At 71.7% G+C, this 24,920-nt stretch carries 20 protein-coding genes, 1 tRNA gene and 1 pseudogene; 18 read left to right on the top strand and 4 right to left on the bottom strand.

Annotated features, from left to right (window positions below; genetic code table 11):
• Positions 1 to 146: 146 nt before the first annotated feature.
• From topA to ACQP10_RS37020, 12 genes are all read left to right on the top strand, one after another.
• Positions 147 to 2,810, top strand: coding sequence for a type I DNA topoisomerase (gene topA / locus ACQP10_RS37075; RefSeq protein WP_346018398.1), 2,664 nt, complete (start codon positions 147 to 149; stop codon positions 2,808 to 2,810).
• A gap of 322 nt (positions 2,811 to 3,132) precedes the next feature.
• On the top strand, positions 3,133 to 3,783 hold the full coding sequence (locus ACQP10_RS37070) for a hypothetical protein (protein WP_433540589.1): 651 nt from the start codon (positions 3,133 to 3,135) through the stop codon (positions 3,781 to 3,783).
• Entirely contained in the window at positions 3,678 to 4,520 is an 843-nt protein-coding gene (locus ACQP10_RS37065; RefSeq protein ID WP_433540588.1) for a metallophosphoesterase, read from the top strand. The genes ACQP10_RS37070 and ACQP10_RS37065 overlap by 106 nt, the downstream gene beginning before the upstream one ends.
• A 230-nt stretch (positions 4,521 to 4,750) precedes the next feature.
• Positions 4,751 to 6,835 carry a dTMP kinase gene (tmk, locus tag ACQP10_RS37060; RefSeq protein ID WP_346018400.1) on the top strand — a complete coding sequence of 695 codons (2,085 nt, stop codon included), beginning with the start codon at positions 4,751 to 4,753 and terminating at the stop codon, positions 6,833 to 6,835.
• 21 nt (positions 6,836 to 6,856) lie between these two features.
• Positions 6,857 to 8,038: a DNA polymerase III subunit delta' gene (locus ACQP10_RS37055; protein WP_346018401.1), complete on the top strand. Its 1,182-nt coding sequence runs from the start codon at positions 6,857 to 6,859 to the stop codon at positions 8,036 to 8,038.
• Between the two features lie 771 nt (positions 8,039 to 8,809).
• On the top strand, positions 8,810 to 9,553 hold the full coding sequence (locus ACQP10_RS37050; protein ID WP_433540587.1) for a hypothetical protein: 744 nt from the start codon (positions 8,810 to 8,812) through the stop codon (positions 9,551 to 9,553).
• On the top strand, positions 9,550 to 10,704 hold the full coding sequence (locus ACQP10_RS37045; RefSeq protein ID WP_346018403.1) for a glycosyltransferase family 4 protein: 1,155 nt from the start codon (positions 9,550 to 9,552) through the stop codon (positions 10,702 to 10,704). Before ACQP10_RS37050 ends, ACQP10_RS37045 begins: the two co-directional genes overlap by 4 nt.
• 191 nt (positions 10,705 to 10,895) lie before the next feature.
• Positions 10,896 to 11,450: a SigE family RNA polymerase sigma factor gene (locus ACQP10_RS37040; RefSeq protein ID WP_399499126.1), complete on the top strand. Its 555-nt coding sequence runs from the start codon at positions 10,896 to 10,898 to the stop codon at positions 11,448 to 11,450.
• Positions 11,447 to 12,151, top strand: a complete 705-nt coding sequence (locus ACQP10_RS37035; RefSeq protein ID WP_433540586.1) for a permease-like cell division protein FtsX — start codon at positions 11,447 to 11,449, stop codon at positions 12,149 to 12,151. Before ACQP10_RS37040 ends, ACQP10_RS37035 begins: the two co-directional genes overlap by 4 nt.
• 183 nt (positions 12,152 to 12,334) lie before the next feature.
• Positions 12,335 to 13,177, top strand: coding sequence for a PSP1 domain-containing protein (locus ACQP10_RS37030; RefSeq protein ID WP_386150246.1), 843 nt, complete (start codon positions 12,335 to 12,337; stop codon positions 13,175 to 13,177).
• Between the two features lie 179 nt (positions 13,178 to 13,356).
• Positions 13,357 to 14,133, top strand: coding sequence for a class I SAM-dependent methyltransferase (locus ACQP10_RS37025; protein WP_346018407.1), 777 nt, complete (start codon positions 13,357 to 13,359; stop codon positions 14,131 to 14,133).
• Positions 14,134 to 14,305: 172 nt separating this feature from the next.
• Positions 14,306 to 15,160: an alpha/beta fold hydrolase gene (locus tag ACQP10_RS37020; RefSeq protein ID WP_433540585.1), complete on the top strand. Its 855-nt coding sequence runs from the start codon at positions 14,306 to 14,308 to the stop codon at positions 15,158 to 15,160.
• Between the two features lie 215 nt (positions 15,161 to 15,375).
• Here the strand turns inward: ACQP10_RS37020 and ACQP10_RS37015 are convergent, their stop codons facing one another.
• The gene (locus ACQP10_RS37015) at positions 15,376 to 16,653 is read right to left on the bottom strand and encodes a DUF4407 domain-containing protein (protein WP_399498576.1); all 1,278 of its coding nucleotides are present in this window, start codon (positions 16,651 to 16,653) and stop codon (positions 15,376 to 15,378) included.
• Positions 16,654 to 17,057: 404 nt separating this feature from the next.
• Here ACQP10_RS37015 and ACQP10_RS37010 point away from each other — a divergent pair, with 404 nt between their 5' ends.
• The 4 genes from ACQP10_RS37010 to ACQP10_RS36995 all read left to right on the top strand — a co-directional run bounded on the left by ACQP10_RS37010 (position 17,058) and on the right by ACQP10_RS36995 (position 20,038).
• Positions 17,058 to 18,572 carry an alpha/beta hydrolase gene (locus tag ACQP10_RS37010; RefSeq protein WP_346018410.1) on the top strand — a complete coding sequence of 505 codons (1,515 nt, stop codon included), beginning with the start codon at positions 17,058 to 17,060 and terminating at the stop codon, positions 18,570 to 18,572.
• A gap of 235 nt (positions 18,573 to 18,807) precedes the next feature.
• Positions 18,808 to 18,884: transfer RNA gene (locus ACQP10_RS37005), tRNA-Thr, on the top strand.
• A 163-nt stretch (positions 18,885 to 19,047) separates the two neighbouring features.
• The gene (locus tag ACQP10_RS37000; RefSeq protein WP_433540584.1) at positions 19,048 to 19,452 is read left to right on the top strand and encodes a hypothetical protein; all 405 of its coding nucleotides are present in this window, start codon (positions 19,048 to 19,050) and stop codon (positions 19,450 to 19,452) included.
• Between the two features lie 91 nt (positions 19,453 to 19,543).
• Entirely contained in the window at positions 19,544 to 20,038 is a 495-nt protein-coding gene (locus ACQP10_RS36995; RefSeq protein WP_390002711.1) for a hypothetical protein, read from the top strand.
• A gap of 115 nt (positions 20,039 to 20,153) precedes the next feature.
• On the opposite strand, the gene ACQP10_RS36990 is transcribed toward ACQP10_RS36995, so the two are convergent.
• The 3 genes and pseudogenes from ACQP10_RS36990 to ACQP10_RS36980 form a co-directional block, all read right to left on the bottom strand.
• Positions 20,154 to 21,236 carry a hypothetical protein gene (locus ACQP10_RS36990; protein WP_399498573.1) on the bottom strand — a complete coding sequence of 361 codons (1,083 nt, stop codon included), beginning with the start codon at positions 21,234 to 21,236 and terminating at the stop codon, positions 20,154 to 20,156.
• Between the two features lie 139 nt (positions 21,237 to 21,375).
• Positions 21,376 to 21,932: pseudogene (locus tag ACQP10_RS36985) on the bottom strand (IS5 family transposase).
• Positions 21,833 to 22,039, bottom strand: a complete 207-nt coding sequence (locus ACQP10_RS36980; protein WP_399499148.1) for a hypothetical protein — start codon at positions 22,037 to 22,039, stop codon at positions 21,833 to 21,835. The pseudogene ACQP10_RS36985 and the gene ACQP10_RS36980 overlap by 100 nt, the downstream one beginning before the upstream one ends.
• 180 nt (positions 22,040 to 22,219) lie before the next feature.
• Between ACQP10_RS36980 and ACQP10_RS36975 the strand changes: the two genes are divergently transcribed.
• Together ACQP10_RS36975 and ACQP10_RS36970 are read left to right on the top strand one after the other, a co-directional pair.
• Entirely contained in the window at positions 22,220 to 22,720 is a 501-nt protein-coding gene (locus ACQP10_RS36975) for a hypothetical protein (RefSeq protein ID WP_346018414.1), read from the top strand.
• A gap of 472 nt (positions 22,721 to 23,192) precedes the next feature.
• A complete protein-coding gene (locus ACQP10_RS36970) occupies positions 23,193 to 24,902 on the top strand; it encodes a histidine kinase (RefSeq protein WP_433540583.1) in 1,710 nt (569 codons plus the stop codon).
• Positions 24,903 to 24,920 lie beyond the last annotated feature (18 nt).

Here is a 24,920-nt window from a genome sequence, read left to right as displayed (position 1 = left end):
TCCGAGGATGGGCTGGGGGACGTCAGCACTCATAGGGCTTTATTGTGCGTCCTTGCGGCTTTCCTTGGGAGTGCGCCCGATCTGGATCGGGTAACCCGAGGGGAAGTGAACGGGGAACGAATGCGAACAGCGAGGTAGGAAGCAGCGTGCCAGCCAAGAACGGCAACGCCGGCGGAACCCGCCTGGTGATCGTCGAGTCGCCTTCCAAGGCGAAGACCATCGCCGGGTACCTCGGCCGCGGCTACATCGTGGAGTCCAGCATCGGGCATATTCGCGACCTCCCCGAGAAGGCCGATGACATCCCTGAGAAGTACAAGGGCAAGTCGTGGGCCCGCCTAGGCGTCAACGTGGAGCATGAGTTCGAACCACTCTACGTGGTCAACCCGGACAAGAAGGCCCAGGTCAGCAAGCTCAAGCAGCTGCTCAAGGACGCCGACGAGCTCTACCTCGCCACCGACGAGGACCGCGAGGGCGAGGCGATCGCCTGGCACCTGCGCGAGGTGCTCAACCCCAAGGTCCCGGTGCACCGCATGGTGTTCCACGAGATCACCCCGCGGGCTATCCAGGAGGCGGTGGCCAATCCCCGGTCGCTGAACCTGCGGCTGGTCGACGCCCAGGAGACCCGGCGCATCCTCGACCGCCTCTACGGCTACGAGGTCAGCCCCGTCCTGTGGAAGAAGGTCAAGCCCCGCCTGTCCGCCGGTCGCGTGCAGTCCGTGGCGACCCGGCTGGTCGTCGAGCGCGAGCGTGAGCGCCTGGCCTTCACCAGCGCGACCTACTGGGACCTGCAGGCGCTGTTCGACACCGGCCGCGACGAGTCGCCGAGCGAGTTCACCGCCACGCTGACCGGCGTGGACGGCAGGCGCGTCGCCCAGGGGCGCGACTTCGCCTCCACCGGCACGCTCAAGAGCGCCGGCGTGGTCCACCTGGACGAGGCCGCCGCCCGCGCCCTGGCCGCGCGGCTGGACGGCGCCGCCTACCGGGTCGAGTCCGTCGAGCGCAAGCCGTACACCCGCAAGCCGTACGCGCCGTTCCGGACGACGACGCTGCAGCAGGAGGCCAGCCGCAAGCTGGGCTTCTCGGCGAAGTCGACCATGCAGATCGCCCAGCGCCTGTACGAGAACGGCTTCATCACCTACATGCGGACCGACAGCATCACGCTGTCGGAGACGGCCGTGGCCGCGGCGCGCAACCAGGCGATCAACCTGTACGGCGCCGCCTACGTCCCCGACAAGCCGCGGGTCTACACCAGCAAGGTCAAGAACGCCCAGGAGGCGCACGAGGCGATCCGCCCCTCCGGCGAGGTGTTCCGCACGCCGGGCGAGACCGGGCTGACCGGTGACATGTTCCGGCTGTACGAGCTGATCTGGCAGCGGACCGTCGCCTCGCAGATGAAGGACGCGGTCGGCGAGTCGGTCACCGTCAAGGTGGGCGGCACGTCCAGCGCGGGCGAGCGGGTGGAGTTCAGCGCCTCCGGCCGGACGATCACCTTCCACGGTTTCCTCAAGGCCTACGTCGAGGGCGCCGACGACCCGGCCGCCGCCCGCGACGACGCCGAGCGGCGCCTGCCCAACCTCGCCGAGGGCGACCGCCTCACCGCGGCCGAGCTCAAGGCTCTGGCGCACGCCACCAAGCCGCCGGCGCGGTACACCGAGGCCACGCTCGTCAAGGAGCTTGAGGACCGGGAGATCGGCCGTCCGTCGACCTACGCGTCGATCATCGGAACGATCCTGGACCGCGGCTACGTGTTCAAGAAGGGCACGGCGCTGGTGCCGTCCTTCCTGGCGTTCGCCGTGGTCAACCTGCTGGAGCGGCACTTCGGCCACCTCGTTGACTACGACTTCACGGCCGACATGGAGAAGGTCCTCGACGACATCGCCAACGACCGGGCGGAGCGGGTGCCAGAGCTGCGCCGCTTCTACTACGGCGACGGCGGCGAGGGCGACGAGGGGCTCAAGGAGCTGGTCACCGACCTCGGCGAGATCGACGCCAGGGAGATCAGCTCCTTCCCGATCTCCGGCACCGACATCATGATCCGGGTGGGCCGCTACGGCCCCTACCTGGACCGTGACGGCGTCCGGGTGAACGTGCCGGAGGACCTGGCGCCCGACGAGCTCACTGCCGAGGTGGCCGAGGAGCTGTTCTCCCGCCCGACCGGCGTCCGCGAGCTGGGCCGGGACCCGGCCACCGGCAACCTGATCGTGGCCAAGGACGGCCGGTTCGGCCCGTACGTGACGGAGATCCTCCCCGAGGAGCCCCCGGCCGAGGGCACGAAGAAGAGGACGAAGAAGGCCGACGCCCCCAAGCCGCGCATCGAGTCGCTGTTCAAGACGATGTCCCTCGACACCGTCACCCTCGACGACGCCCTGCGCCTGCTGACGCTGCCCAGGCTCGTCGGCGAGCTGGACGGCGAGGAGGTGAGGGCGCACAACGGCAAGTTCGGGCCGTACCTGAAGAAGGGCTCCGACTCGCGGTCGCTGGCGTCGGAGAACGACCTGTTCACGGTCACCATCGAGCAGGCCAAGGAGCTGTTCTCCCAGCCGAAGACCAGGGGGCGCCGTGCCGCCGCCGCGCCTCCGCTGCGCGAGCTCGGCGCGGACCCGGTCTCCGGCAAGCCGATCGTGGTCAAGGAGGGGCGGTTCGGCCCCTACGTGACCGACGGCGAGACGAACGCCTCGCTGCGCAAGGGTGACGAGGTCGAGCAGATCACCACAGAGCGGGCCGCCGAGCTGCTGGCGGACCGTCGCGCCCGGGGCCCGGCGCCGAAGAAGCGCCCCGCCGCCCGCCCGAAGGCCAAGACCAAGACCTGACGGCAGGGGCCGTGCCGCCGGGGCCGCCGCGTACCTGAGGAAGCTCTCAGGTACGCGGGAACGCGCCGCCCGTGTCCGGCGTTCTCGAAAGCACGCCGGACATACCGGGCACGCCGGGTCGCGGCGCGGTCCAGCGTGAATGCGGCGGTCGCCCGATCACGGTGCGGCCCGGTGCGAGTACGGCGATCACCCGGGTCACCGTGCGGTCCGGTGCGAGCGCGGCGGTCGTGCCGGGGCGATGTGACCCGGCGCGGGCACGGCGGCAGAATACGGCGGGCGCGGCGGTGGGTATGGCGGGCGCGGAGAGCGAGCGGTGGCGGGCGTGGGTTTCATAGCGATGGTCCTGACGGTGGTCGTGCTGGTCCACTACTACCTGTGGCGCCGCCTGGTGAAAGACACCACCGCCCCCGGGCGGGTGCGCGTCGTGCTCACCGCGGTGCTGGTGGCCCTGGCCGCGTTCCTCATCGTGATGCGGGCCGGTGAACGGCTGGCGTGGGGCCACCTGCTGGCCTGGCCGGGTTACCTCTGGCTCGCCGTGATGTTCTACCTGTTCGTCTTCCTGGTGGTACTGGAGATCCCGCGGGCGCTGGCCCTGCTGGCCGTACGGCGGGCCGGGCGGAGGGCTCCGGAGCCGGGGCGGGAACCGGAGCGCGTGGCCGTACCGGCGTCCGCGGGGTCCACGGGGTCCGGGGTGGCCGTGCCGGGGGCCGCGGGAGTGCCGGACTCCCCGGACGTCGCGGATTCCCCGGATGTGACCGGGGCCGTGGGCGCGGAGGGCTCCCAGAACACGACGCGGGACCCCGGCGCGGCGGGCGTCTCGGACGCCGGGGAGACCCGGCCGGATCGCGCGGTCCCGCCGGGGCGCCGGTGGGGCGCAGGCTCTTCATCGGCCGCACGGTCGCCGCCGTCGCCGGGGTGGGCGCGCTGGCCGCCGTCGGGAGCGGCGTCCGCACCGCGCTCGGCGACCCGGTGATCGAGTCGGCCGGGGTCAGGCTGCCCCGGCTCGACCCGCGGCTGAACGGGCTGCGCCTGGCCGTGGTCAGCGACATCCATCTCGGCCCGCTCACCGGGGTCGGGCACACCGAGCGCATCGTCCGCATGATCAACTCGTTGGAGGCCGACGTGGTCGCCATCGTCGGCGACCTGGTCGACGGGACGGTGGCCGAGCTCGGCCCGCAGGCCAAACCGCTGCGGAACCTCGAATCCCGCTACGGCTCCTACTTCGTCACCGGCAACCACGAGTACTACACCGCGGGCGGCCCCGGCGAGTGGATCGAGGAGCTCCGGCAGCTCGGTGTCCGACCGCTGCAGAACGAGCGCGTCGAGATCGCCCACGCGGGGGCCGTGCTGGACCTCGCGGGGGTCAACGACATCTCCGGTGGCCCGGCGGACGGCGCGTCCGGCGGCCCGGACTTCGAGCGCGCGCTGGGCGGCCGGGACCGCTCCCGTTCCACGGTCCTGCTGGCCCACCAGCCGGTCCAGGCGGACGAGGCGGCCCGGTACGGCGTGGACCTCCAGCTGTCCGGCCACACCCACGGCGGGCAGATGGCGCCCTTCAACCTGCTCGTCTCCCTCCAGCAGCCGATCGTCTCCGGGTTCGGCCAGGTGGGCGACACCCGGGTGTACGTCACCCGGGGCGCGGGCTTCTGGGGGCCGCCGGTCCGGGTGGGGGCGCCGCCGGAGATCACGCTGCTGGAGCTGCGCGGCTGAACGGCACGGCGGGCGGACGAGGGCAGGCGGCACGGGCGAGGGCACGGGGCGTCCGCCGCGCCTCGTGGCAGCCGGACGAGGGACGGCGTGGTCCGGCGGGTGAGATGAAGGGGGGGTGAAAACGGTCGAGGCGGGCGGGTGGTGCGTATCACCCGGCTCATCACTCGGATGGGCATATCGGCTCACCGGTGTTCTCCCCAGCCAGGCGGGCGTCTCGATACGCTGAGACCATGACCACCCCTGGCCCGAGCACCGCACGACGCAAGCCGCCTCACGTGCTTGCCCACACGCCGTTCCGCAAGCTGTGGATGGCGATGTCGGTGTGCAGCCTGGGAGACTGGCTCAACATCATCGCGCTGACCGCCCTGGCGGGTAACCTCACCGCCGGGCAGGGGTACACCACGCAGAGCCTGGCCATCGGCGGCGTCTTCGTCGCGAAGATGCTGCCGGCGGTCCTGCTCGGTCCCGTCGCGGGCGCGTTCGCCGACCGGTTCGACCGCCGCCTGACGATGTTCACCTGCGACCTGCTCAGGTTCGCGCTGATCCTGTCGATCCCACTGGTGCTGTCGCTCACCTCGGTCGGCAACTACCAGTGGGTGATCATCGCCACCCTCCTCGTCGAGTGCGTCAACCTCTTCTGGGTCCCGGCGAAGGACGCCACGGTCCCCAACCTGGTGCCCAAGGACCGGCTGGAGTCGGCCAACCAGCTCAACCTCCTGGTCACTTACGGCACCGCCCCGGTCGCCGCGCTGCTGTTCGCGGTGCTGTCGGTCGCCGACGACGCGCTGGGCCGGTTCATCCCGTACTTCTCCGGCCGTGACACCTACCTGGCGCTGTTCATCAACGCCGTCGCCTACCTGGTGTCGGCCGTCATCGTGTTCACGCTCAAGGAGATCCGGAGGGTCCCCTCGGGGGACATCGTGATCTCCACGCCGTCGGTGCTGCGGCAGATCGTCGAAGGCTGGCGGTTCGTCGGCGGCAACCGGGCGATCCGGGGGCTGATCATCGGCATGCTGGGCGCGTTCGCGGCCGGCGGCGCGGTGGTCGGCGTGGCCAAGATATACGTGGGCGCGCTGGGGGGCGGCGACGCCGCCTACGGCGTGGTGTTCGGCGCGGTCTTCCTCGGCATGGCCGGCGGCATGTTCTTCGGGCCCAGGCTGCTGCGGGAGCTGTCGCGGCCGAGGCTGTTCGGGCTGTCGATCATCGTCGCGGGGCTGGTGCTCGCCGCGGTCGCGGTCGTCCACAACCTGGTGATCGTGGTGATGCTCACGGTGGTCCTCGGGGCGTGCGCCGGAACCGCCTGGATCATCGGCTACACCATGATCGGGCTGGACGTGGAGGACGGCCTGCGGGGCCGTACGTTCTCGTTCCTGCAGTCACTCGCCCGGGTCACCCTGCTGCTGGTGGTCGCGGTGGCGCCCACCCTGGCCGGCCTGTTCGGCAGGCACCTGGTCCGGGTGCGCGGCGAGACGGTGTACCAGTTCGACGGCTCCAACCTGGTGCTGCTGGTCGGCGGGCTGCTCGCGACGGTCGTCGGGTTCCTCGCGCTGCGCCAGATGGACGACCGCAGGGGAGTCCCGATCCTGACCGACCTGCTGGCGGCGGTGCGCGGCGAGCGGTTCGTCCCCGAGGTCGCCGAGCAGCCGCGCGGGATGTTCATCGCGTTCGAGGGCGGCGAGGGGTCGGGCAAGACCACCCAGTCCCGCCTGCTGGCGATCTGGCTGCGCGACCAGGGCTACGACGTCGTGCAGACCCGCGAGCCCGGCTCCACCAAGGTCGGCATGCGGCTGCGCGCGATCCTGCTGGACGCCGTGCACCAGGGGCTGTCGGCCCGCTCCGAGGCGCTGCTGTACGCGGCGGACCGGGCCGAGCACGTCGAGAAGGTCATCCGCCCGGCCCTCCACCGGGGGTCGATGGTCGTCTGCGACCGCTACGTCGACTCCTCGCTGGCCTACCAGGGCGCGGGGCGGTCCCTGAAGAAGGAGGACGTGGCGAAGGTCAACGAGTGGGCCACCGGCGGGCTGGTCCCCGACCTGACCGTGCTCATCGACACCCCGCCGTCCATCGGGCTGACCCGGCTCGGCGGGGCCGCCGACCGGATCGAGTCCGAGCCGCTGGAGTTCCACGAGCGGGTGCGCCGCGAATTCCGCGCGCTGGCCGCCGCCCACCCGGACCGCTACCTCGTCGTCGACGGCACCCTCGACCAGAGGGTGATCTCCGAGATCGTGCACGACCGGGTGCGCGAGATCCTGCCCGACCCGGTTCCCCGGGAGGCGGAGGACGCCACCAGCACCATCCCGGTCATCCACGACTGATCCCGGCGGTAGGTTGGTCGGGTGGGAGTCTTCGATGACCTGGTGGGCCAGGAGCGGGCGGTCGAGACGCTCCGCAGGGCCGCCGCGTCGGCGGCCGAGATCCTGTCCGGAGGCCGCGGGGCGGGGATGACCCACGCCTGGCTGTTCACCGGTCCGGCCGGGTCCGGCAAGGAGGAGGCCGCGAGGGCGTTCGCCGCCGCGCTGTTCTGCCCCGACCAAGGGTGCGGCCACTGCGACATGTGCCACCAGGTGACCGTCGGCTCCCATCCGGACCTGGAGGTGGTCCGCCCGCAGGGGCTCTCCTACGGGATCAAGGACACCCGCCAGCTCATCCTCCGCGCGGCCGGAGCCCCGACGCTGGGCCGCTGGCGGGTCGTGCTGTTCGAGGACGCCGACCGCGCCACCGAGGGCGCCTCCAACGCGCTGCTCAAGGCGATCGAGGAGCCGCCGCCGCGGACGGTCTGGCTGCTGTGCGCGCCCTCCCCGGACGACATGATGATCACCATCAGGTCCCGCTGCCGGGTGGTCACGCTCGTCACCCCGCCCGCCGCGGCCGTCGCCCACATGCTGGTCACCCGGGAGAACGTGCCGCCGGAGACGGCGGAGTTCGCGGCCAAGGCCGCCCAGGGGCAGATCGACCGGGCCCGCAGGCTGGCTCTGGACGCCGAGGCGCGCCGGCGCCGCGAGGCGGTGCTGTCCATCCCCGCCTCGCTCGCCGGCGTGGCGGAGTGCGTGACGGCCGCCGAGCGGCTGGTGAAGACGGCCGAGGAGGAGGCAGCCGCCGTCACCACGGCGCTGAACGAGTCGGAGATCACCGAGCTGCGCAAGGTCTACGGCGAGGGCTCCTCGGGCAAGGGGCTCAACAGGGGGCTGATCCGCGGCGGTGCCGGGGCGCTCAAGGAGCTGGAGGACCGGCAGAAGTCCCGGGCCACCCGGACCAAGCGCGACGTCATCGACACGGCCCTGCTCGATCTGGTGGCGTTCTACCGCGACGTGCTGGCGGTGCAGTTCGGCGCCCCCGTCGAGCTGGCCAACGGCGACCGCCGCGCCGACCTGGAGAGCCAGGCCCGTTCCGCCACCCCCGAGGAGACCCTGCGCAGGATCGACTCGATCATGCTGTGCCGGGAGCGGCTGGCGGCCAACGTCAACCCGCAGATGGCCGTGGAGGCGATGACCCTCTCGCTGCGGTGGCCCGTTTCCTGACCCGGTTCCGCTCCCGGTCCTGATCCCGGTTCGGGTCCTTCCGCTTCGTCCCGGGTTCTGTCCCTGACGCGGCTTCAGAGCCCGTTCTCCGGTTTCGACCCGGGTTCCGGTTTCCTTTCCGGTGCCGACGCGGTCTCCGGTTTCCGGGCGGTTCATTTTTTTCGTGATTTCGCTGCTTCCGGCGATGTTTTCACAGGTCAGCGGCCGGTACCGAGTGCGTAGCCGGGCGGGGTCCGTTTCTGGTCCGCCGGAGCATGCAACCTTACGGATGGCTTTCGAGTCTTTAAAGGTATGCAGTGTGATTTTCCGGGATTGTCGCACCGGGGAGCCGAGACCGCGGCCGGCGCGTTCTGTGCCGGGGACGCCGCCCGGCTCCGGGGCGAGGCGCCCGGCGGTACGGCGCCGCCCCGCGGCGTGACATCCGGCGGTGCGGATCGTCCCGGGATCGGGGTGTGGCGCCCGGCGGTGCGGGTCGCCTCAGGAGTCCGGGTGCGGCGTCCGGTGGTGCGGACCGTTCCAGGGGCCGGGGTGTGGCGCCCGGCGGTGTCCCGGGCCCCGCGACGGGCGCGAGGCGGGGCGGCGCTCACGCCGCCGTACTGATCAGTGGCGTTTTTTCGCGTCAAATCCCCTCGAAGGGGAAGTGAAGATCGTTAGAATTCCCAGCGAATTTATACACACTTGTTGCCAATTTAAGTTCTATGCGTGCTCTACGGGGCGAGCAGGCAAGACGGGGGTCCCTCAGTGGGTACGGGAACGCAGGGCGGAGCGGCCGTGGCCGGAGGCAGGAGAGCGGTCACCGGCAGGGTGGACGGCGACGACGTCCTGAGGGTCGAGTGGCCGGACCCGGACGGCGGACGGTCCGGGGCGGAGGACGGGGACATCGTCCTGCGGCACGCCGAGACCGGCGAGGAGCACGCCGGCACCGCCCTGGCCGGGCTGGCGCCGGGCATCTGGGTGGTGTCGTGCCGGGGCGAGCCCATCGCCACCGACGACCCGGGTTTCTCGCTGGACGGCCTGACGGCCTACGCCGCCATGCCCCGCGAGCGGGAGATCCGGGCCTTCCGCACCTCGGTCGGCACGCTCGCGCTGACCGTCCGGGAGGTCCGGCCGTACGTCGAGGTGACCGGTGTCGTCTCCGACGACGGAGTGGTCGGGGTGACGGGCATGATCGCCTACGGCGAGCCGATCGAGGGCCCCGCCCGGCTGGTGGCCGTGCCGAGGAAGGGGGCCGAGCCGGTCGGCGGCCCGGGAGCGTTTCACGGGCGGAGCTTCGAGGGCGGCGTCCGGATCGAGCCGATGGCCGACGGACAGCGCCGCCGCCGTACCTTCTGGGACCTGTACGCCGAGGCCGACGGAGCGCGGCTGCCGCTGGCGGCCCGCCTCGACGACGTCACCGACAAGAAGACCAAGGTGCGCTTCCCCGCCCAGCACGTGGGACAGGTGCGGGTGCGGCCGTACTACACCGACACCGACTCCCTGGCCGTGGCCCTGACCGTCGAGGAGGAGGGTACGTGAAGATCTCCTTTCTGATCCTCAACGCCTACGGCATGGGCGGGACGATCCGTGCCACCTTCGACCTCGCCACCGAGCTGTCCCTGCGTCACGACGTCGAAGTGATCAGCGTCTTCCAGCACGTCGACCGGCCCTTCCTGCGGCTCGGCCCCCGGGTGCGGCTGCGCTCGCTGGTGGACCTGCGGGAGGGGGCCCGGGTCCGCTGGCCGTACACGAAGCGGGCCGAACGGCTGAGCGGGCAGGAGAGTGCGCTGATCCACCCGGAGGAGCGCGCCTACGCCTCCTTCAGCGCCTGGAGCGACGACGTGCTCAGACGCGAGCTGCGGCGGCTCCGCACCGACGTGTTGATCACCACCCGGGCCGGGCTGAACATCATGGCCGCCAGGTTCGCACGCCGGAAGGTCGTCACCATCGCCCAGGAACACCTGCACTTCGAGGCGCACAAGCCCGGCATCTTCCAGGAGATCCGGGAGTGGTACCCCAACCTGGACGCGGTGATCACCCTCACCGAGGCCGACGAGCGGGACTACCGCGCCATGCTGGGCGGCGGGCGGACGCGGGTGATCACCATCGGCAACGGCCTGCCCGCCACGCCCCGGCCCCGCTCCCGGCAGGAGAACAGGATCGTGCTGGCCGCCGGGCGGCTGGTGCCGGTCAAGGGCTACGACCGGCTGCTGAAGGCGTTCGCCCAGGTCGTCCAGAAGCGGCCCGACTGGAAGCTGCGGATCTACGGCGAGGGCCGCTCCGGCGACAAGCTGGTCCGGCAGTCCGTCAAGCTGCGCCTGCACAACAACGTCACGTTCATGGGCCCGACCGAGGACATCGAGGGAGAGCTCGCCAAGGCGTCGATCCACGCGGTCAGCTCCCGGTTCGAGGGCTTCGGCATGACCATCATCGAGGCGTTCTCCTGCGGGGTGCCGGTGGTCAGCTTCGACTGTCCGAGAGGGCCGCGCGAGATCATCACCTCCGGTCACGACGGCCTGCTGGTCCCGGCCGACGACGTCGACGCGCTGGCCGAGGGGCTGCTCCGGATGATCGACGACGAGGAGGGCCGGCACCGGATGGCCCGCAACGCGCTGGAGACGGCCGCGCGCTACGACATGTCCGTGGTCGCCGAACGCTGGGAGCGGGCCTTCGCCGAACTGGCCGGCTGACGCGGCGCCGTACGGCGAGCCGCCGTGCCGTCGTGTCGCCGTACGGTGAGCCGCTGGGAATCCACCGGGGCCCGCCCGAGGATCCACCGGGCCGCCGGGGCTCGCTGAGGGATCCGCCGGGGAAGGCCGCCGGAAAATGTACGCCGGACCGAGCAGCAGACGGCCCGGTCCGGCGTCTCTGTGACGTGACCATGTCATTCTCGGGGACGACCCCGGAACCGAAGACCGAGGCTCCTCCCCGCGCGGAGCGCCCGGCGAGGGACCGCGTCGACGTCGCGGGACTGTTCGCCGAACACCACTTCGGCCTGGTGCGGCTGGCCCTGCTCATGGTGGGCGACCAGGCCACCGCCGAGGACGTCGTGCAGGAGGCGTTCGCCCGGACGCACGCGGGGCGGCGCCGCCTGCGCGATCCCGGGCGCGCGCTGACCTACGTCCGCTCGGCGGTGCTCAACGGGGCCCGGTCGGTGCTGCGGCGCCGGGCGGTGGCGTTCCGGCGGGCCGCGCCGTACGAGCCGCCCGTCTGGTCGGCCGAACACGCGGCGCTGCTCGGCGAGGAACGACGCGAGGTCCTGACGGCGCTGCTCGGCCTGCCGAAGCGGCAGCGCGAGGCGCTGATCCTGCGCTACTACCTCGACCTGCCCGACCAGGAGATCGCGGAGGTCATGGGCATCAGGGCCGGAACGGCCCGGTCCACCATCGCGCGCGGGCTGGCCGCCCTCGCCCGGACGCTTGGGGAGGAATCATGAGCACCGACCGGAACATCACCGAGGACCGCCTGCGCGGAGCCCTGTCGGCCGCCGCCGGGACGGTCGCGGACGTCCGCCCGCTGGCCGTACCCGTCCGCCGGCGCACGCGGCTCCCGATGCGGATCGCCGCCGCCGCACTGGCCGTCACGGCCGTCGCCGTCGGCGTCACGAGCCTCGCCGCGCCCTCTCCGCGGCCCGGGGAGGCGATGGTCGTCGCCATGGCCGCGGGCGGTACCGGGCCGTCGGGGATGGCCGACGTCTCGGTCTTCCTGTGCAAGGACCAGGCCCCCTTCCCCAACTGCGGGGGTAAGGGGGTCACCGAGGCGGGACGGGAGGAGCTGCGCCGGACGCTGGCAGGCCGGCCCGAGGTGGAGAGCGTCACCTTCGAGGATCAGCGGACGAACTGGGAGAACTTCCGGCGGCAGAACGCGGACGACACCGCGCTCCTCAACGTGATCCGCCGCGAGGACATGCCCGAGGCATTCCGGCTCCGGGTCAAGCCGGGTACGGACTCCCTGGCCCTGACGCGGGCGGCGGGCGGGCTGCCCGGCGTGTCCAACGCCGTCGACACCCGGTGCCTGCTCGAGAAGGGTTCCCTGTGGGGAATCGTCAAGAGCAGGCTTCCGTGGTCGGATGACTCGCAGCAGTGCTCCTTCCTTGAAATGACCTTCCCGGACGCCACCCCTTCGAGCGGGGGATGACCGTCCACCCCGACTGAGCGGAGAGGATCCCGGAGGGTCCGAGGTGATCGGTTGTGGAGGGTGCGAGAGGGCCCTGCGGCAGCCGGTCGCGGGGAGATCCGGGGGGTCCGCGACGGCGGTCCGGCGCGTAGGGTGGCGTGGAGGGCGCCAGCCGTACCCCCTGCAGTTTGGAGCCTTATGAGCATGATCATGGCGGTGAGCTTCACCCGCTACGGCCGTCTTTACTACCTCGACCCCGGCGAGCACAGCCCCAAGGTCGGCGACAAGGTGCTCGTGCCGACCGACGCCGGACCCGAGGTGGCCGAGTGCGTGTGGGCTCCGCAGTGGACCAGCGAGGAGATCGGTGACCTGCCGGTGTGCGCGGGCATCGCCGGCGAGGAGCACCTGACACGCGACGAGAGCAACAGGCGGCGGCGCGCCGAGGCCAGAAGCGTCTCCAAACGGCTCATCAAGCGGCACACCCTGCCGATGAAGGTCGTCGGCGTCGACTACCTCGACGCCGACAACGTCTACACCGTCTACTTCTCCGCCCCGCACCGCGTCGACTTCCGCGCCCTCGTCCGCGACCTCGCCCGAAACCTGCGCGCCCGGGTCGAGCTGCGGCAGATCGGCCCGCGTGACGAGGCCCGCCTGCAGGGCGGCATCGGCCCGTGCGGCCGCGACCTGTGCTGCGCGACCTTCCTGAAGGACTTCGAGCCCGTCTCGGTGCGGATGGCCAAGGACCAGAACCTCCCGGTCAACCCGATGCGGATCGCGGGGGCGTGCGGGCGGCTGATGTGCTGCCTGAAGTACGAGCACCCCCTCTACATGGAGGCCAACCGCACGATGCCCCGGGTCGGGGCGAAGGTGGACACCCCCGAGGGGCCGGGCACCGTCGTCGGGCGCAACGTCCCCTCCGACTCGGTGACGGTACGGCTGGACGAGGGCGGCCGCCGCTGCGCCTGCCCGTCGGCCTCGGTCTGCTCACCCCGCAAACAGCACGACGCGATGTACGGCACGGCGCCGGAGACCACCTCCGGAGGTTAGACGGACTCCGGAGGCCGGGGTGGGTGCGGCAGGAGGTCGGGGCCGGTGCCGGAGCGGAGGCCGGCTGAGCCGCGAGACCGGGGTGGACGGCGCCCGCGCGATGACGGCGGGCCGGTGTGTGTTCCGACACGGGGGAAATCCGTTGGACGATCCACCCGGAGGGCTGTCAGCCTCGAATCATGGTTGCGGAGGCGGCGAAGCGGTCGTTCGACGATCTGGTGGCGGAGGCCGAGTCGGTCTCGGTCGACGGCTGGGACTTCTCCTGGCTGGACGGCCGGGCGACCGAGGAACGGCCCTCCTGGGGATACTCGCGGCTGATGGCCGGGCGCATGGCGCGCGCCCACGCCGCACTGGACGTCCAGACCGGCGGCGGTGAGGTGCTCGCGGGCGTTCCGCGGCTTCCCGCCGTGACGGTCGCCACCGAGTCCTGGCCGCCGAACATCGCCCGTGCCGCCGCGAGGCTGCGCCCGCGCGGGGTCGCGGTCGTCGCCGACGACGACGAGCCGAGGCTCCCGTTCCGGGACGGCGCCTTCGACCTGGTGACGAGCCGCCACCCGGTGACCACCTGGTGGGAGGAGATCGCCCGGGTGCTCCGGCCCGGCGGGACGTACTTCTCCCAGCAGGTCGGCCCGCGGAGCGTCGTGGAGCTGACGGAGTTCTTCCTGGGGCCGCAGCCCCGTGACACCGCCCGCGATCCCGAGCTGACCCGGGCCGCCGCCGAGGGCGCCGGCCTGGAGGTGCTCGACCTCCGGCCTGAGCGGCTGCTCACCGTCTTCCACGACGTCGGCGCGGTGGTCTACTTCCTCCGGAAGGTGATCTGGATCGTCCCCGGCTTCTCCGTCGGCCGTTACCGCGCCGAACTCCGGGAGCTCCACGACCGCATACAGGACGAGGGGCCCTTCGTCGCGTACGCGACCCGCTTCCTCATCGAGGCCCGCAAGCCCCTTCCCGCCTGAGGCGCGTTCCGCTGAGCCGGGACCGGGAGGTCGGCCCTTGGGCCTCACGCCGGACGGTCCCGGGCCCGGCGTGAGGCCCGGAGGTCGCCGGGCCTCACACCGGGGCCGGGGTGCTCCGCCCTCGGCGAAGAGGGCTGGGCGGCGCGAAGGAGGGATCGGTACGGTCCCGGGCATGACGAGGATCCGGATCAACGGGGCCGAGTTCGGATACGACGAGGCCGGCGACGGCCCGGCGGTCGTGCTGGTGCACGCCGGCTGCGCCGACCGGCGCATGTGGGACCACCAGTTCCGGGCGCTGGCGGAGACCCACCGGGTGATCCGCTACGACTGGCGGGGGTACGGCGAGACCGACGCCGCGACCGGTGACTTCTCCCACCATGACGACCTGCTCGCGTTGCTCGACGCGCTGGGCGTGGAGCGGGCCGCGCTGGTCGGCGGCTCGGCCGGCGGCGGGATCGCCCTGGACACCGTGCTCTCCGCGCCCGAGCGGGTGACCGGGCTCGTCCTGGTCGCCCCCGCCGTGTCCGGTCACGAGTGGCCGGCGTCGATGCTCGCGCGGTACCGGGAGCGGGTGCACGACGTGATCGGGGTGGACCGGCTCCGGTGGTACCGCCAGGGGAAGGCCGAATCCCTCGACGAGGCGGAGCTGGAGGCGTACTCGGCGGCGGAGACGGAGTTCCTGGTGGCCGGGCCGGATCGCGACCGCCACGACCTCGCTCCCGAGGTGTGGGCGGCGGCGCTGGAGATGGACCGGCTGCTGAACCGGCGGTCCTGGACCGAGGGGCCGCCGGCCGCCTCCCGCAAGCTGAATCCCCCGGCGAAGGGCCGGCTCGATGAGGTCAGGGTGCCGACCCTGATGGTCACCGGCCTCGCGGACGGGCCGGAGATCCTGGAGCTGGCCGACCTGGTGACACGGGGGATCGAGCAGGCCCGCCGGGTCGCCCTCCCGGACACCGGCCACCTGCCGCCGCTGGAGCGCCCGGCGGAGTTCACCGCCGCCCTGAAGGACTTCCTGTCGGCGCTGTAGAGCGCCCCCGGGACCGGGACCGGGATCGGGACGACGGCGACGGGAAGCTGCGGGAGGGGGCGGGGTCGCAGAGGCGGGCCGTGGGACCGTAGCGGCAGGTCATGGGGTCGTGGAGGCGGGCCGTGGGACCGTAGCGGCAGGCCGTGGAGTCGTAGCGGCGGGCCGTGGGGGAGGCCGTGGCCGTGGGTCGTGGAGGCCGCGCCGTACGGGCGGGGTCAGGGGAGGAGGCCGGCGCGGGTGCCGGCGGTGGCGTCCAGCGCGCGGTGTTCCCGGCGGCGCCGATCCGCGCCGCGCCGCGCGCGCAGCTCCAACTCTTCCAGGCGAGCCTCGGTGTCGAGCCGGACGCGCCTGTTGTAGACCATCTCCTGAGCCTGGTTCGTCCGGTCCACCATGCGGTCGTAGGCAGTCATCCCGCTCATGATCTTGACGAGGACGGGCAGGCAGTCGACGAGGATCAGGAAGAAGCGGAGCAGCCACGTCGCCTGCCTGAGGTAGACGTTCGTCGCGGTGACCTCGTGCAGCGCCCGCATGCGCTCCAGCAGGCCGACGGGGTCGTCCTTGCCGGGCATCGCGGCCAGCCGCTCCTCGACGCGCGCGTCCAGCCGCCGTTCGAAGTCGGCCTGCCGCTCGGCGAGCGGGCCACGCAGCGCCGATATCCGGCCCTCCAGCCTCTGGAGCTTCCGCTGGTTCTCCCCCAGCCCGCTGCGGTCCATGAAACGCTTGGCGGCGGCGTCGAGGCGTCTGCAGAGCGGCCCCATGCCCCTCCTGCCGCTCAGGCCCTCACCGCTTTCGCCGGCGCATTCGGCCGTCGCCTGGTCCACCAGCCTGTCGTACCGATCCCGGTCGGCGGCGACCTGCGTCCGCAGCGTGCCGGCGTCGCGCTCCAGGCTGCTCAGCCGGTTGAGGTCGGCGTCGGCCGTCGAGGTCAGCAGCCTGGCGTTCGTGCAGTCCCGGTGGCCGGAGGTCCTGCCGGGCACCCGCGAGTTGCACTCCAGCAGCCGATCGCGTTCCGCGATCAGCGCGGTCTCGCGGCCGTTGATCACGTGCTGGACCACGGCGGTCTCGAAGACCCGCAGGACCAGGGGCTCGGCGATGATGAAACCCAGCACCACCGCGACGAGCAGCCGGGGGACCAGCAGCATCAGCCTGGCCCGCCAGGTTCCGGTGACGGTCGAGACGAGCCAGCGGTCGAGGTTGAGCACGATGAGCGCCCACACCACGACGGGGATGAGCATGGCGACGTGCGCGCCGCCCAGGACCTGGCTCAGCGCGAACCACATCGAGATCCCGGCGACGACGGCCGTGCCCAGGACCACGCCGCCGAGGCCGACGTAGCGGGTCCGCTCCAGCGGTATGCGGCCCAGGACACCCTCGTCCACGCCCGCCAGCGTCCGCAGTCGCCTGCCCAGGCCGGGCCGTCCGGCGGCCACCTCGTCCGCGGCCCTCGAACCGCCCGGGCCGGCGAGGGGGCGTGTGAAATGGCTGCTTCCCATGGATTCTTTCCGGTTTCCCGCGCGTCGCCGCCGCTACCTGGTCGGAGTCACCCGGATGGGTGAGGGGCGGGACGTTCCGCGTCAGTGGGAATGTGTCCCGCCGGTTATGAAGAATGAGACTCAGAATGCATTGGTTCATGTTCGTACCACGCTCATCGCTATCGGCCGATGGTGACCCGCGCGGCTGGGGAAAACGTTACTTTGGGCCGAACAAGCGCCTCATGGATCGACAAACGGGGCGGTGCCGGATGCGCCGGTGGGTGTTCCATGGCGTGGCGGGTGGGGTTAGCGTGGTCCTCGCCGCCCGTCCGGGCGGGTGCGGACGCGGCGCGGCGACCCTCCTTCCCCGAGGGCGGGCGCGGTTCGCCGGGTGATCCGGGGCCCCAGGTCTGGAGGACGAAGCAGTGCGTAGACGTGCCGGGCACCCGCCCTCCGAGGTTCCGGCCGCCTCCCGGGCCGTCACCGCCGTCGTCGCGGTCCTCACGGCACTGGCCGTCCTCGCCACCGGTTGCACCGGGGTGACCAGGCCGGACACCGGGCTCGCGTGGAAGGACTGCGGCGACGGCTTCGAGTGCGCGAAGCTGCCCGTGCCGCTGGACTACGGAAAGCCGGACGGCGAGCGCATCGAGATCAGCGTGATCCGGCTCCCCGCCACCGGCCGCCGCATCGGCTCGATCCTCATCAACCCCGGTGGTCCGGGCGCCTCGGGTGTCGAGTACGCCCGCAGCGCGCGTTCCGTGCTGAGCGACGCGGTCCGCGCCCGGTTCGACGTGGTGGGGTTCGACCCGCGCGGGGTCGGCGGGTCCTCGCCCGTACGGTGCCTGTCGTCGGGCGACCTCGACGCCTATGTCGGCCTGGACGCCTCCCCCGACTCCCCGGCCGAGGTGGCCGCCCTGGAGGAGGGCTCGCGGAAGTTCGCGGCCGGCTGCCAGGCCAGGTCGGGGCGGCTCCTGCCGCACGTCGGCACGGCCGACGCGGCCCGCGACATGGACCGCCTGCGCGCGGCCCTCGGCGACAGCCGCCTCACCTACCTCGGCAAGTCGTACGGCACGCAGCTCGGCGCGGTCTACGCAGACCTGTTCCCCGCCCGGGTCCGCGCCCTCGTGCTGGACGGCGCCGTGGACACCTCGCTGTCTCCGATGGCGATGAGCGCCGCCCAGGCCCACGGCTTCGAGGTCGCCCTCGACGCCTTCCTGACCGACTGCCTCACCGCCGACGACTGCCCGTTCACCGGCACGGTGAAGTCCGCCCGGCGGGAGGTCGCCGACCTGCTGCGCCGTGCCGACCGGAATCAGCTCGCGAACCGGATCGGCGACGACCGGCAGGTCAGCGAGGCGTGGGCCACCCTGGGCCTGATCACTCCCCTCTACGACCGGCAGGCCTGGCAGGTGCTCCGCCAGGCGCTGGGCGAGGCGCTCAAGGGCGACGGGACCCTGTTGCTGCGCATGGCCGATCTGATGATCGACCGCAAGGAGAACGGCGACTACTCCAACCAGACCGAGGCCAACATGGCCATCAACTGCGTCGACGCCCGCTACCCCGCCGGTCCGGCCGGTTCCGCCGCCTTCGCCGAGGCGGCGGGCCAGGCAGCGGAGAAGGCACCGCTGTTCGGCCAGTACGCCACGTGGGGATCGCTGCCCTGCGTCTACTGGCCGGTCAAGGGGAAGCCCCTGGACCGGACCGACGCCCCCGGCGCCGCCCCCATCATGGTCGTCGGCACCGAGCGCGACCCGGCCACGCCGTACGAATGGGCGAAGGCCCTGGCCGACGAGCTCTCCTCGGGTGTGCTGGTCGGCTTCGACGGCGACGGGCACACCGCCTACCTGACCGGCTCGTCCTGCGTCGACCGTCTGGTGGACGACTACCTGATCGACCTGAAGGTCCCCCGGGACGGGACCCACTGCCCGAAGATCGGCTGAGTGGGGCGGCGGCCGGCCCGAACGAGGGTCCAAGCCAGGGGAGAATGGCCGGCCTGAGGCACGGGAGCGGCCGACCTGAGCACGGAGGCGGTCGGTCGGGCGGGAGAGATGGCCGACCGGATAGGGGGAGCCGGATGGCAGGGGCCGGATACGGGGGCGGATACGGGGCCGCTCGGGGGAGCGAACGGTCGCGGAAGCCTGTAGACTGCCATAGGCCGTGTGCACCACACGGCATGCCGCCTTAGCTCAGTCGGCCAGAGCACTTCACTCGTAATGAAGGGGTCTCGGGTTCGAATCCCGAAGGCGGCTCCAGGTCAGAGGCCCTCACCGGGATCCGGTGAGGGCCTCTGTCGTATCCGTACAGCAGCGAAATACGGCAACGGATCCGGTGAGTGGCTGGGGGTGGCGGAGCCCCGGCGCATCCTGTTTGGGTTGGGCGCAATAAGCCTGACCTTTTCCTGGCTGGAGAACCCCCATGGTCGAAACGCCCGAAGTCGATCGCATGCCGCTCACGGCGAAGAGCACTCAGTCCATCATGATGATCCAGGGGATACTGACTCTTCTCGGAGGGGTGTCTCTGCTCCTCTTCATGCTCGGCACACAGGATGATTTTGAACTAATGGGGATCGGCTTACCCTTCATCAGCATCGTCCTCGCTCTGCTGATCTGCTGGGTGGCGGTGAAGTGGAGTTCTCGGAAAGCGCGGGTATGGACTGTCGCGGTTCTGCTTGAGGGACTCCTGCTGATCAGCTTTGTCGCAACGGTCATCCCTGACCCTGAGTTCAGCTTCGGCATCTGGGATGGACTCTCCATCCTCTTGCCGGTCACTGCGTTCTGCTTGGTGGTTCTTCCCACTACGAGATCTTGGTTCAATCGTTGAAGGCCCTCCCGCCCGTTGTCAATCTCCCTTGCCGGGGAGCCGGTCGGCCCCCGGGAGGTTCCGGATCCGGGGCCGTGCCATGCTCAGCGGCATGACCTCGGTGAAGCCCCTCAAGGCCATGTGGTTCGGAATCGCTGCGCTGACTCCCTACATCCTGATGAAGACCTATTGGGCGTTCGGCGGGAACGCCGGTCGGCCGGCCGGTGATCTCGGCGCTGGGATGCGCGCCAACGGCGCGCCCGAGGCGCTGGTGTGGATGGAGCAGCACGGGATCGACTTCACCGTGCTGGGCGCCCTTGTCGGGGTGTTGCTGCTGGCGGCGCTGGCCCGGCCCTGGGGTGAGCGGCTGCCGCGCTGGATGCTGCTCGTCCCGGGCTGGGCTGGCGCGCTGATCCTCGCCCCCTACGGTCTCGCCACCTTGATCGCCTCCGCCGTCGGCTTCACGATCGGCGACGCCGAAGGCTGGTCCTCCTGGGTCGGTTACGTGGGCGGACTCGCCTTCGCCGGCCTGGGCGTCTCGCTCGCCCTCTGCACCCGCTCCTACCAGCGCCGTACCCGCCCCTCGGCCGTCCTTGCGCACTCCTGAGCATCTTCGCCCCGTCCACCCACGGAGGAAGCTGAGAGCAGGGACGCGAAGCCGTGTCGCGGCTCGCGAGGCGTCCATCGCCCGGGATCCGGGGTGTTCGGTGCCGTCACCGTGGTCACCGCGTACGCCGGCCGAGCAGGGCCAGCAGGCCGATCATGACGAGTCCGAGCGCGGCCAGCGACACGCGGTCGGTGGTGTTCTCGCCGTTGGCGATCACTCCGAACACGGTGTGCGCCACGAGCGCCCCGCCGGCCAGTGCCAGGCTGTGCCGGTCGTGCCATCCGCCGTGCGCCGTCCACCGGCGCAGCAGCATCCCCGCCGCCACCGCCAGGAGCGCCGCCGCCACCATCGGGACCACCACCCAGCCGCCCTGGGTGAAGGCCGGGTGCCGGGCGCCGCCGAAGGGGAACAGCAACGCGAGATATCCGAACGCCACCACCCCGGCCAGGCACGCGACGACCGGCGGCGTGGGAACCACCCGGGACGCGACGACCGATGGCACGGGAACCGCCCCGGGCGCTGCGCTCGGCGGCGTGGGAACCGTCCGGGACGCGGCGGACTGCGGTGCGGGGACCGTCCGGGACGCAGCGGTCGGCAGGCCCGGATGGCGGGGGACGAACCGCAGCGCGAGTACCGCGAGCGCCGCGATCGCCAGCACGAATGCCGCCAGTGCCGCCGGTGGCGCCTGGTGGCCGGGGTCGATGAAGGCCGTCGTCCACCGCAGCAGCAGGGCGCCCAGCACGAACACCACCCCCGCCACGACCAGCCCGGTCCGCCCCAGATAGGGCCGATGACGAAGATCCGAAAAGAGGAGATCCACCAGCAGGATCGGCAGCGCCACGCTGAAGACCGCGTGGTAGGGGATGTTCAGTTCGGTGTAGGCGCTGTTGAGGCCGAGGATCCTGGGCGCCCAGTCGGCCACGCCGTAGATGGTCGGACTGGTGAGCGCCTGCAACGCCAGCCCTTCCTCCACGATCCCGTACGCCGCCCCGAGCAGCAGGACGGCGGGCCAGCCCCGGCCGGTACGGCGTACCAGTTCGCGGATCAGTACGGTGCCGGCGCCGTAGATCGGCATCCACAGCAGGAGCAGCCACGCCTGGCGGAGAGGCGGATTGCCTAGCGTGAGCTCGGCGACGACCGGGGTGAGCCCGGCCAGCAGGAGCGCGGCCCACCGGCCGCGTGCTCGTGAGGTGACCATGCGCCCACGGTCTCCCGCGGCGGGTGCGGCGCGCTGCTGCCGCCAGACCGGTCCGTGACCTCTTCGGTCGCTTCCCGGCTGTGACTTTGGTTGCCATGGCGGGTGCGGCGGCGGCGACCTTGGTTGCTCAGACCGTGACTCATTCGGTCACGCGGCGGTAGCGAATAAGGGCAGCGGCGATGGCAACGAAGGACGCGAAGTGGTCAGCGCGGCGTTCGTGGCGCCGGTGAAGGCGTCGGCAGCCGGCGACTGTCATGGGTGTTGGCCGCGCTGATTGCGACAGAGATCGGCAGACCGGTCCGCTCGGTGATGAGGTGGATTTTCGACCCGGCCTTGCCGCGATCGACAGGATTCGGGCCGGTCAGCTCTCCCTTTCATGGCACGCACGCTGACCGAGTCAATCGCGCATCGCGACCAGTCCAATTCTCCGCGCGCGCCCAGCTCGTCCAAAATGATCCGATACAGCCTGGCCCACACCCGGGTGGCGCTCCACTCGGCGAAACGACGGTTCACCGTCTACAAGGAGGCGCCGAAGACCGGCGGGAGCTGTCGCCAGGCGCACCCGGTGGTGGCCACGTACACAATCGCGGCCAGGATCATCCGGTCGTCTGCGCGCCGCCGTCCACCGCCTTGCGGTCGGGTGGGCGCCAACGGAACCACGCGCTGAAACAGCTCCCACAACTCGTCAGGAACCAGTCGCCGAAGGAATGCGTCCACGCCATGTCCAAAGAGTGACCACCGAACGAGTCACCGTCCTGGTCGATCAGGGCCGGGTCGGCGATGGGGTCAGCCCAGCCATTCACGATTGTCCCCTCCTTCTCCTCGGCGGGCCTCCCGCCGCCTTCCCCGGGCGGCGGCTATTACGGCCGGAAACAAACCACCATGACCGCAAAGAAGAAGAAGCATCGGTTTGCGAACGATGTAAGTATCTCCAGCGCGCCTGAGCCTTTCACGCCCCCGAACATCCAGAAGTGGAGCGACCCATGTCCCGATCACTCATCTCCAGGATCGGCCCGCGCAAGAGCATCGCCGCCCTTGTCTCGGCCAGCGCCCTGGCCACCGCGGGTGTCCTCACGTTCATCGGTCCCACCAACGCCGATACCGCCGAGCCCAGCAAGTCGACGATCCAGTGCAGCAACGCCACGCTGAAGGGGCACTACATCTTCGGCGCCAACGGCACGTCGGTGCCCTCGAGCGGCGAGAGCATCCCGATCTCCACGGGCGGCCTCGACTACTTCGACGGCAAGGGCGGCGGCACCGGCATCGCCACCTTCGTGGTGAAGGACGCCCTGGTGAACGACCACACCCCGATCACGCTCTCCTACAACATCAAGAGCGACTGCAGCGGGAAGGCGTCGTTCCACCTGGGCGACAGCTCGGCGAACTTCAACGTGTACGTCGACCCCTCCGGGGCGTCGTTCGTCCTGGTCGCCACCGACCCGGGCAACGTGCTGGCGGGCACCGAAACCCGAGTGAGCCGGTAACCTCCCCCTCCCTTTCGTCCCGCCCGCGGGGATCCGGCCGTCACGGCCGGTCCTTGCGGTTCTTTGTGCGCCGCTGCGTTGTGCGCGGCGCCGGGCGCCCGCGAGGAACTCCGCGACGTCGCCGCCGACGAAGCCGCTGCGTCGTCCTCCCACCCGCCGCCGCGCAGAGCGAGCCCGCAGGTGGCGTTCGGTGTCGACACGGAGTGGACCGACCGGATCAACCGGTACGAGCACATCGCGGAGGTGCGCGTCGCCGAGTTCGGCGCGCACGCGGACGATGAGATTCTGAATCTCGGCTAGCGCCGCATCAGCGACCCTGGTGCTGTGCTGAGGTGACGCACCGTCCGGATTCCACCTCGGCGGCACGCGCCCGGCAAGCTGTGCTGATGGCAGAGCGAGTGCGGGTCCCTGAGATCGATGACGACGAGGGCGGAAGGCTGCCGCGGATCATCGCAGGGGCACCGGGTCGGTGGTGACCTGGCGCCGGGTGCGGATGGTGCCGCTGTCGGCCCAGGGCATGCCGGTGACAAAGATCGCCGAGGTGACGTTCACCGGCGCCGACCGGGTCCGGGACGTGATCCACGACTTCAATGCCGACGGCTTCGACTCGCTGTATCCGAAGTACTCCGGCGGGCGCCCGAAGACCTTCACGCTGTCCGAGCGGCGCGAGATCAAGAAGATCGCGAAGTCCAAGCCGACCGAGCAGGACCTGCCGTTCTCCACCCGGAGCCTGACCAGACCGGCGGACTTCATGGTCGCCGAGGCGGAAGGCCGGCGGATACGCTCTGCGGTTGTGTTCGCAGCACAGGGCCGGGACGAGGGCCGCCGGGACGGGGAGCCCCGAAGACACGGAGAAGCCGCGGACGGCGGGGGCCCGGGACGGGACCGCGCAACCGCAGGTGACGACGGCCCGGGACAGGAGCGCGTGACCGCAGCCGACGACGGCCCGGGACGGGACCGCGGAGCCGCGAGCGGCGGCGCGACCGGGAGCCGCCGGGGCCCGGGGGCGGACCGGCGGCCGGGTTCGGGGCGGTCGCGACGTGATCGGGTGGTCGGGGCCGGCGGCGTCGTGCTCGCCGTGGCCGGGGCCGCCGCGGTGGTCTGGGGGGATCTGGTCCCGGGGGCGCCCGGCTGGTACCTGTGGGCCGACGTGGCCGGTGGGGTCCTGGCGTGCGCGGGGATATGGCTGTGCCGCCGGTGGCCGGTGGCCGCACCGCTGGCCGTCATCGCGCTGTCCGTCCCGGCCGCGGCCGCGTCGGTGGCCGCGGGGATCGCCACGCTCTTCGCGGCGCTGTACCGGCGACCGCCCGCGGCCGTCGCGGTGGGGATGGCGTGGGTGGCGGCGACACTGGTCAGGTTCGCCTGGCGGCCGCCAGGGCTGGCGCCGTACCCGGTGTGGGCGCTGGTCGGAGTGCTGTTCGGCGGGGCGATCACCGGCTGGGGCATCGTGGCCAGGACCCGGCGGGAGCTGCTGGCGTCACTGGCGGAACGGGCCCGCCGCGCCGAGGCCGACCAGCGGTTGCGCGCGGAGGAGGCCCGGCGTGCCGAACGTCTCGGCATCGCCCGCGAGATGCACGATGTGCTCGCCCACCGGCTGTCGCTGCTGGCGGTGCACGCCGGGGCGCTGGAGTTCAACGCCGGCGCCAGGCCGGACGAGGTCGCGGATGCGGCCGGGGTGATCCGGGCCAGCGCCCACCAGGCACTGCAGGAGCTGCGCGCGGTCATCTCCGTGCTGCGCGAGAGCCCGTCGGCCGAGCTTCCGCTGACCGGGCTCGCGCCGCTGGTGGATGAGTCGCGGCGGGCCGGGATGCGCATCGAGCTGCACGAGCACGACGTACGCTTCGCCGACCTGCCGGAGACGACCCGGCGCACCGCGTACCGCGTCGTACAGGAGGGGCTGACCAACGCGCGCAAGCACGCGCCCGGCCGGCCCGTCACCGTCGTGGTCTCCGGTGCGGCCGGCGGCGAGCTGACGGTCGAGGTGCGCAACCCGCCGCCCGCCGGGCGGGAGGCGGAGGGGCTGGCCACGACCGGAGCCGGGGCCGGGCTGACCGGGCTGGAGGAACGGGTCTCGCTGGCGGGCGGGCGCCTGGAGCGGGGACGCACCGACGGCGGTGGGTTCCGGCTGGCGGCGCGGTTACCATGGCCACGTGAACGGCCACGTGAGCGGCCCCGTGAGTGAGCCGGCGAGCGGGTCCAC

It is taken from the genome of Streptosporangium sandarakinum, assembly GCF_050942225.1.
GTDB lineage: Bacteria > Actinomycetota > Actinomycetes > Streptosporangiales > Streptosporangiaceae > Streptosporangium > Streptosporangium nondiastaticum.
This window is presented reverse-complemented; position numbering and strand designations above follow the sequence as displayed.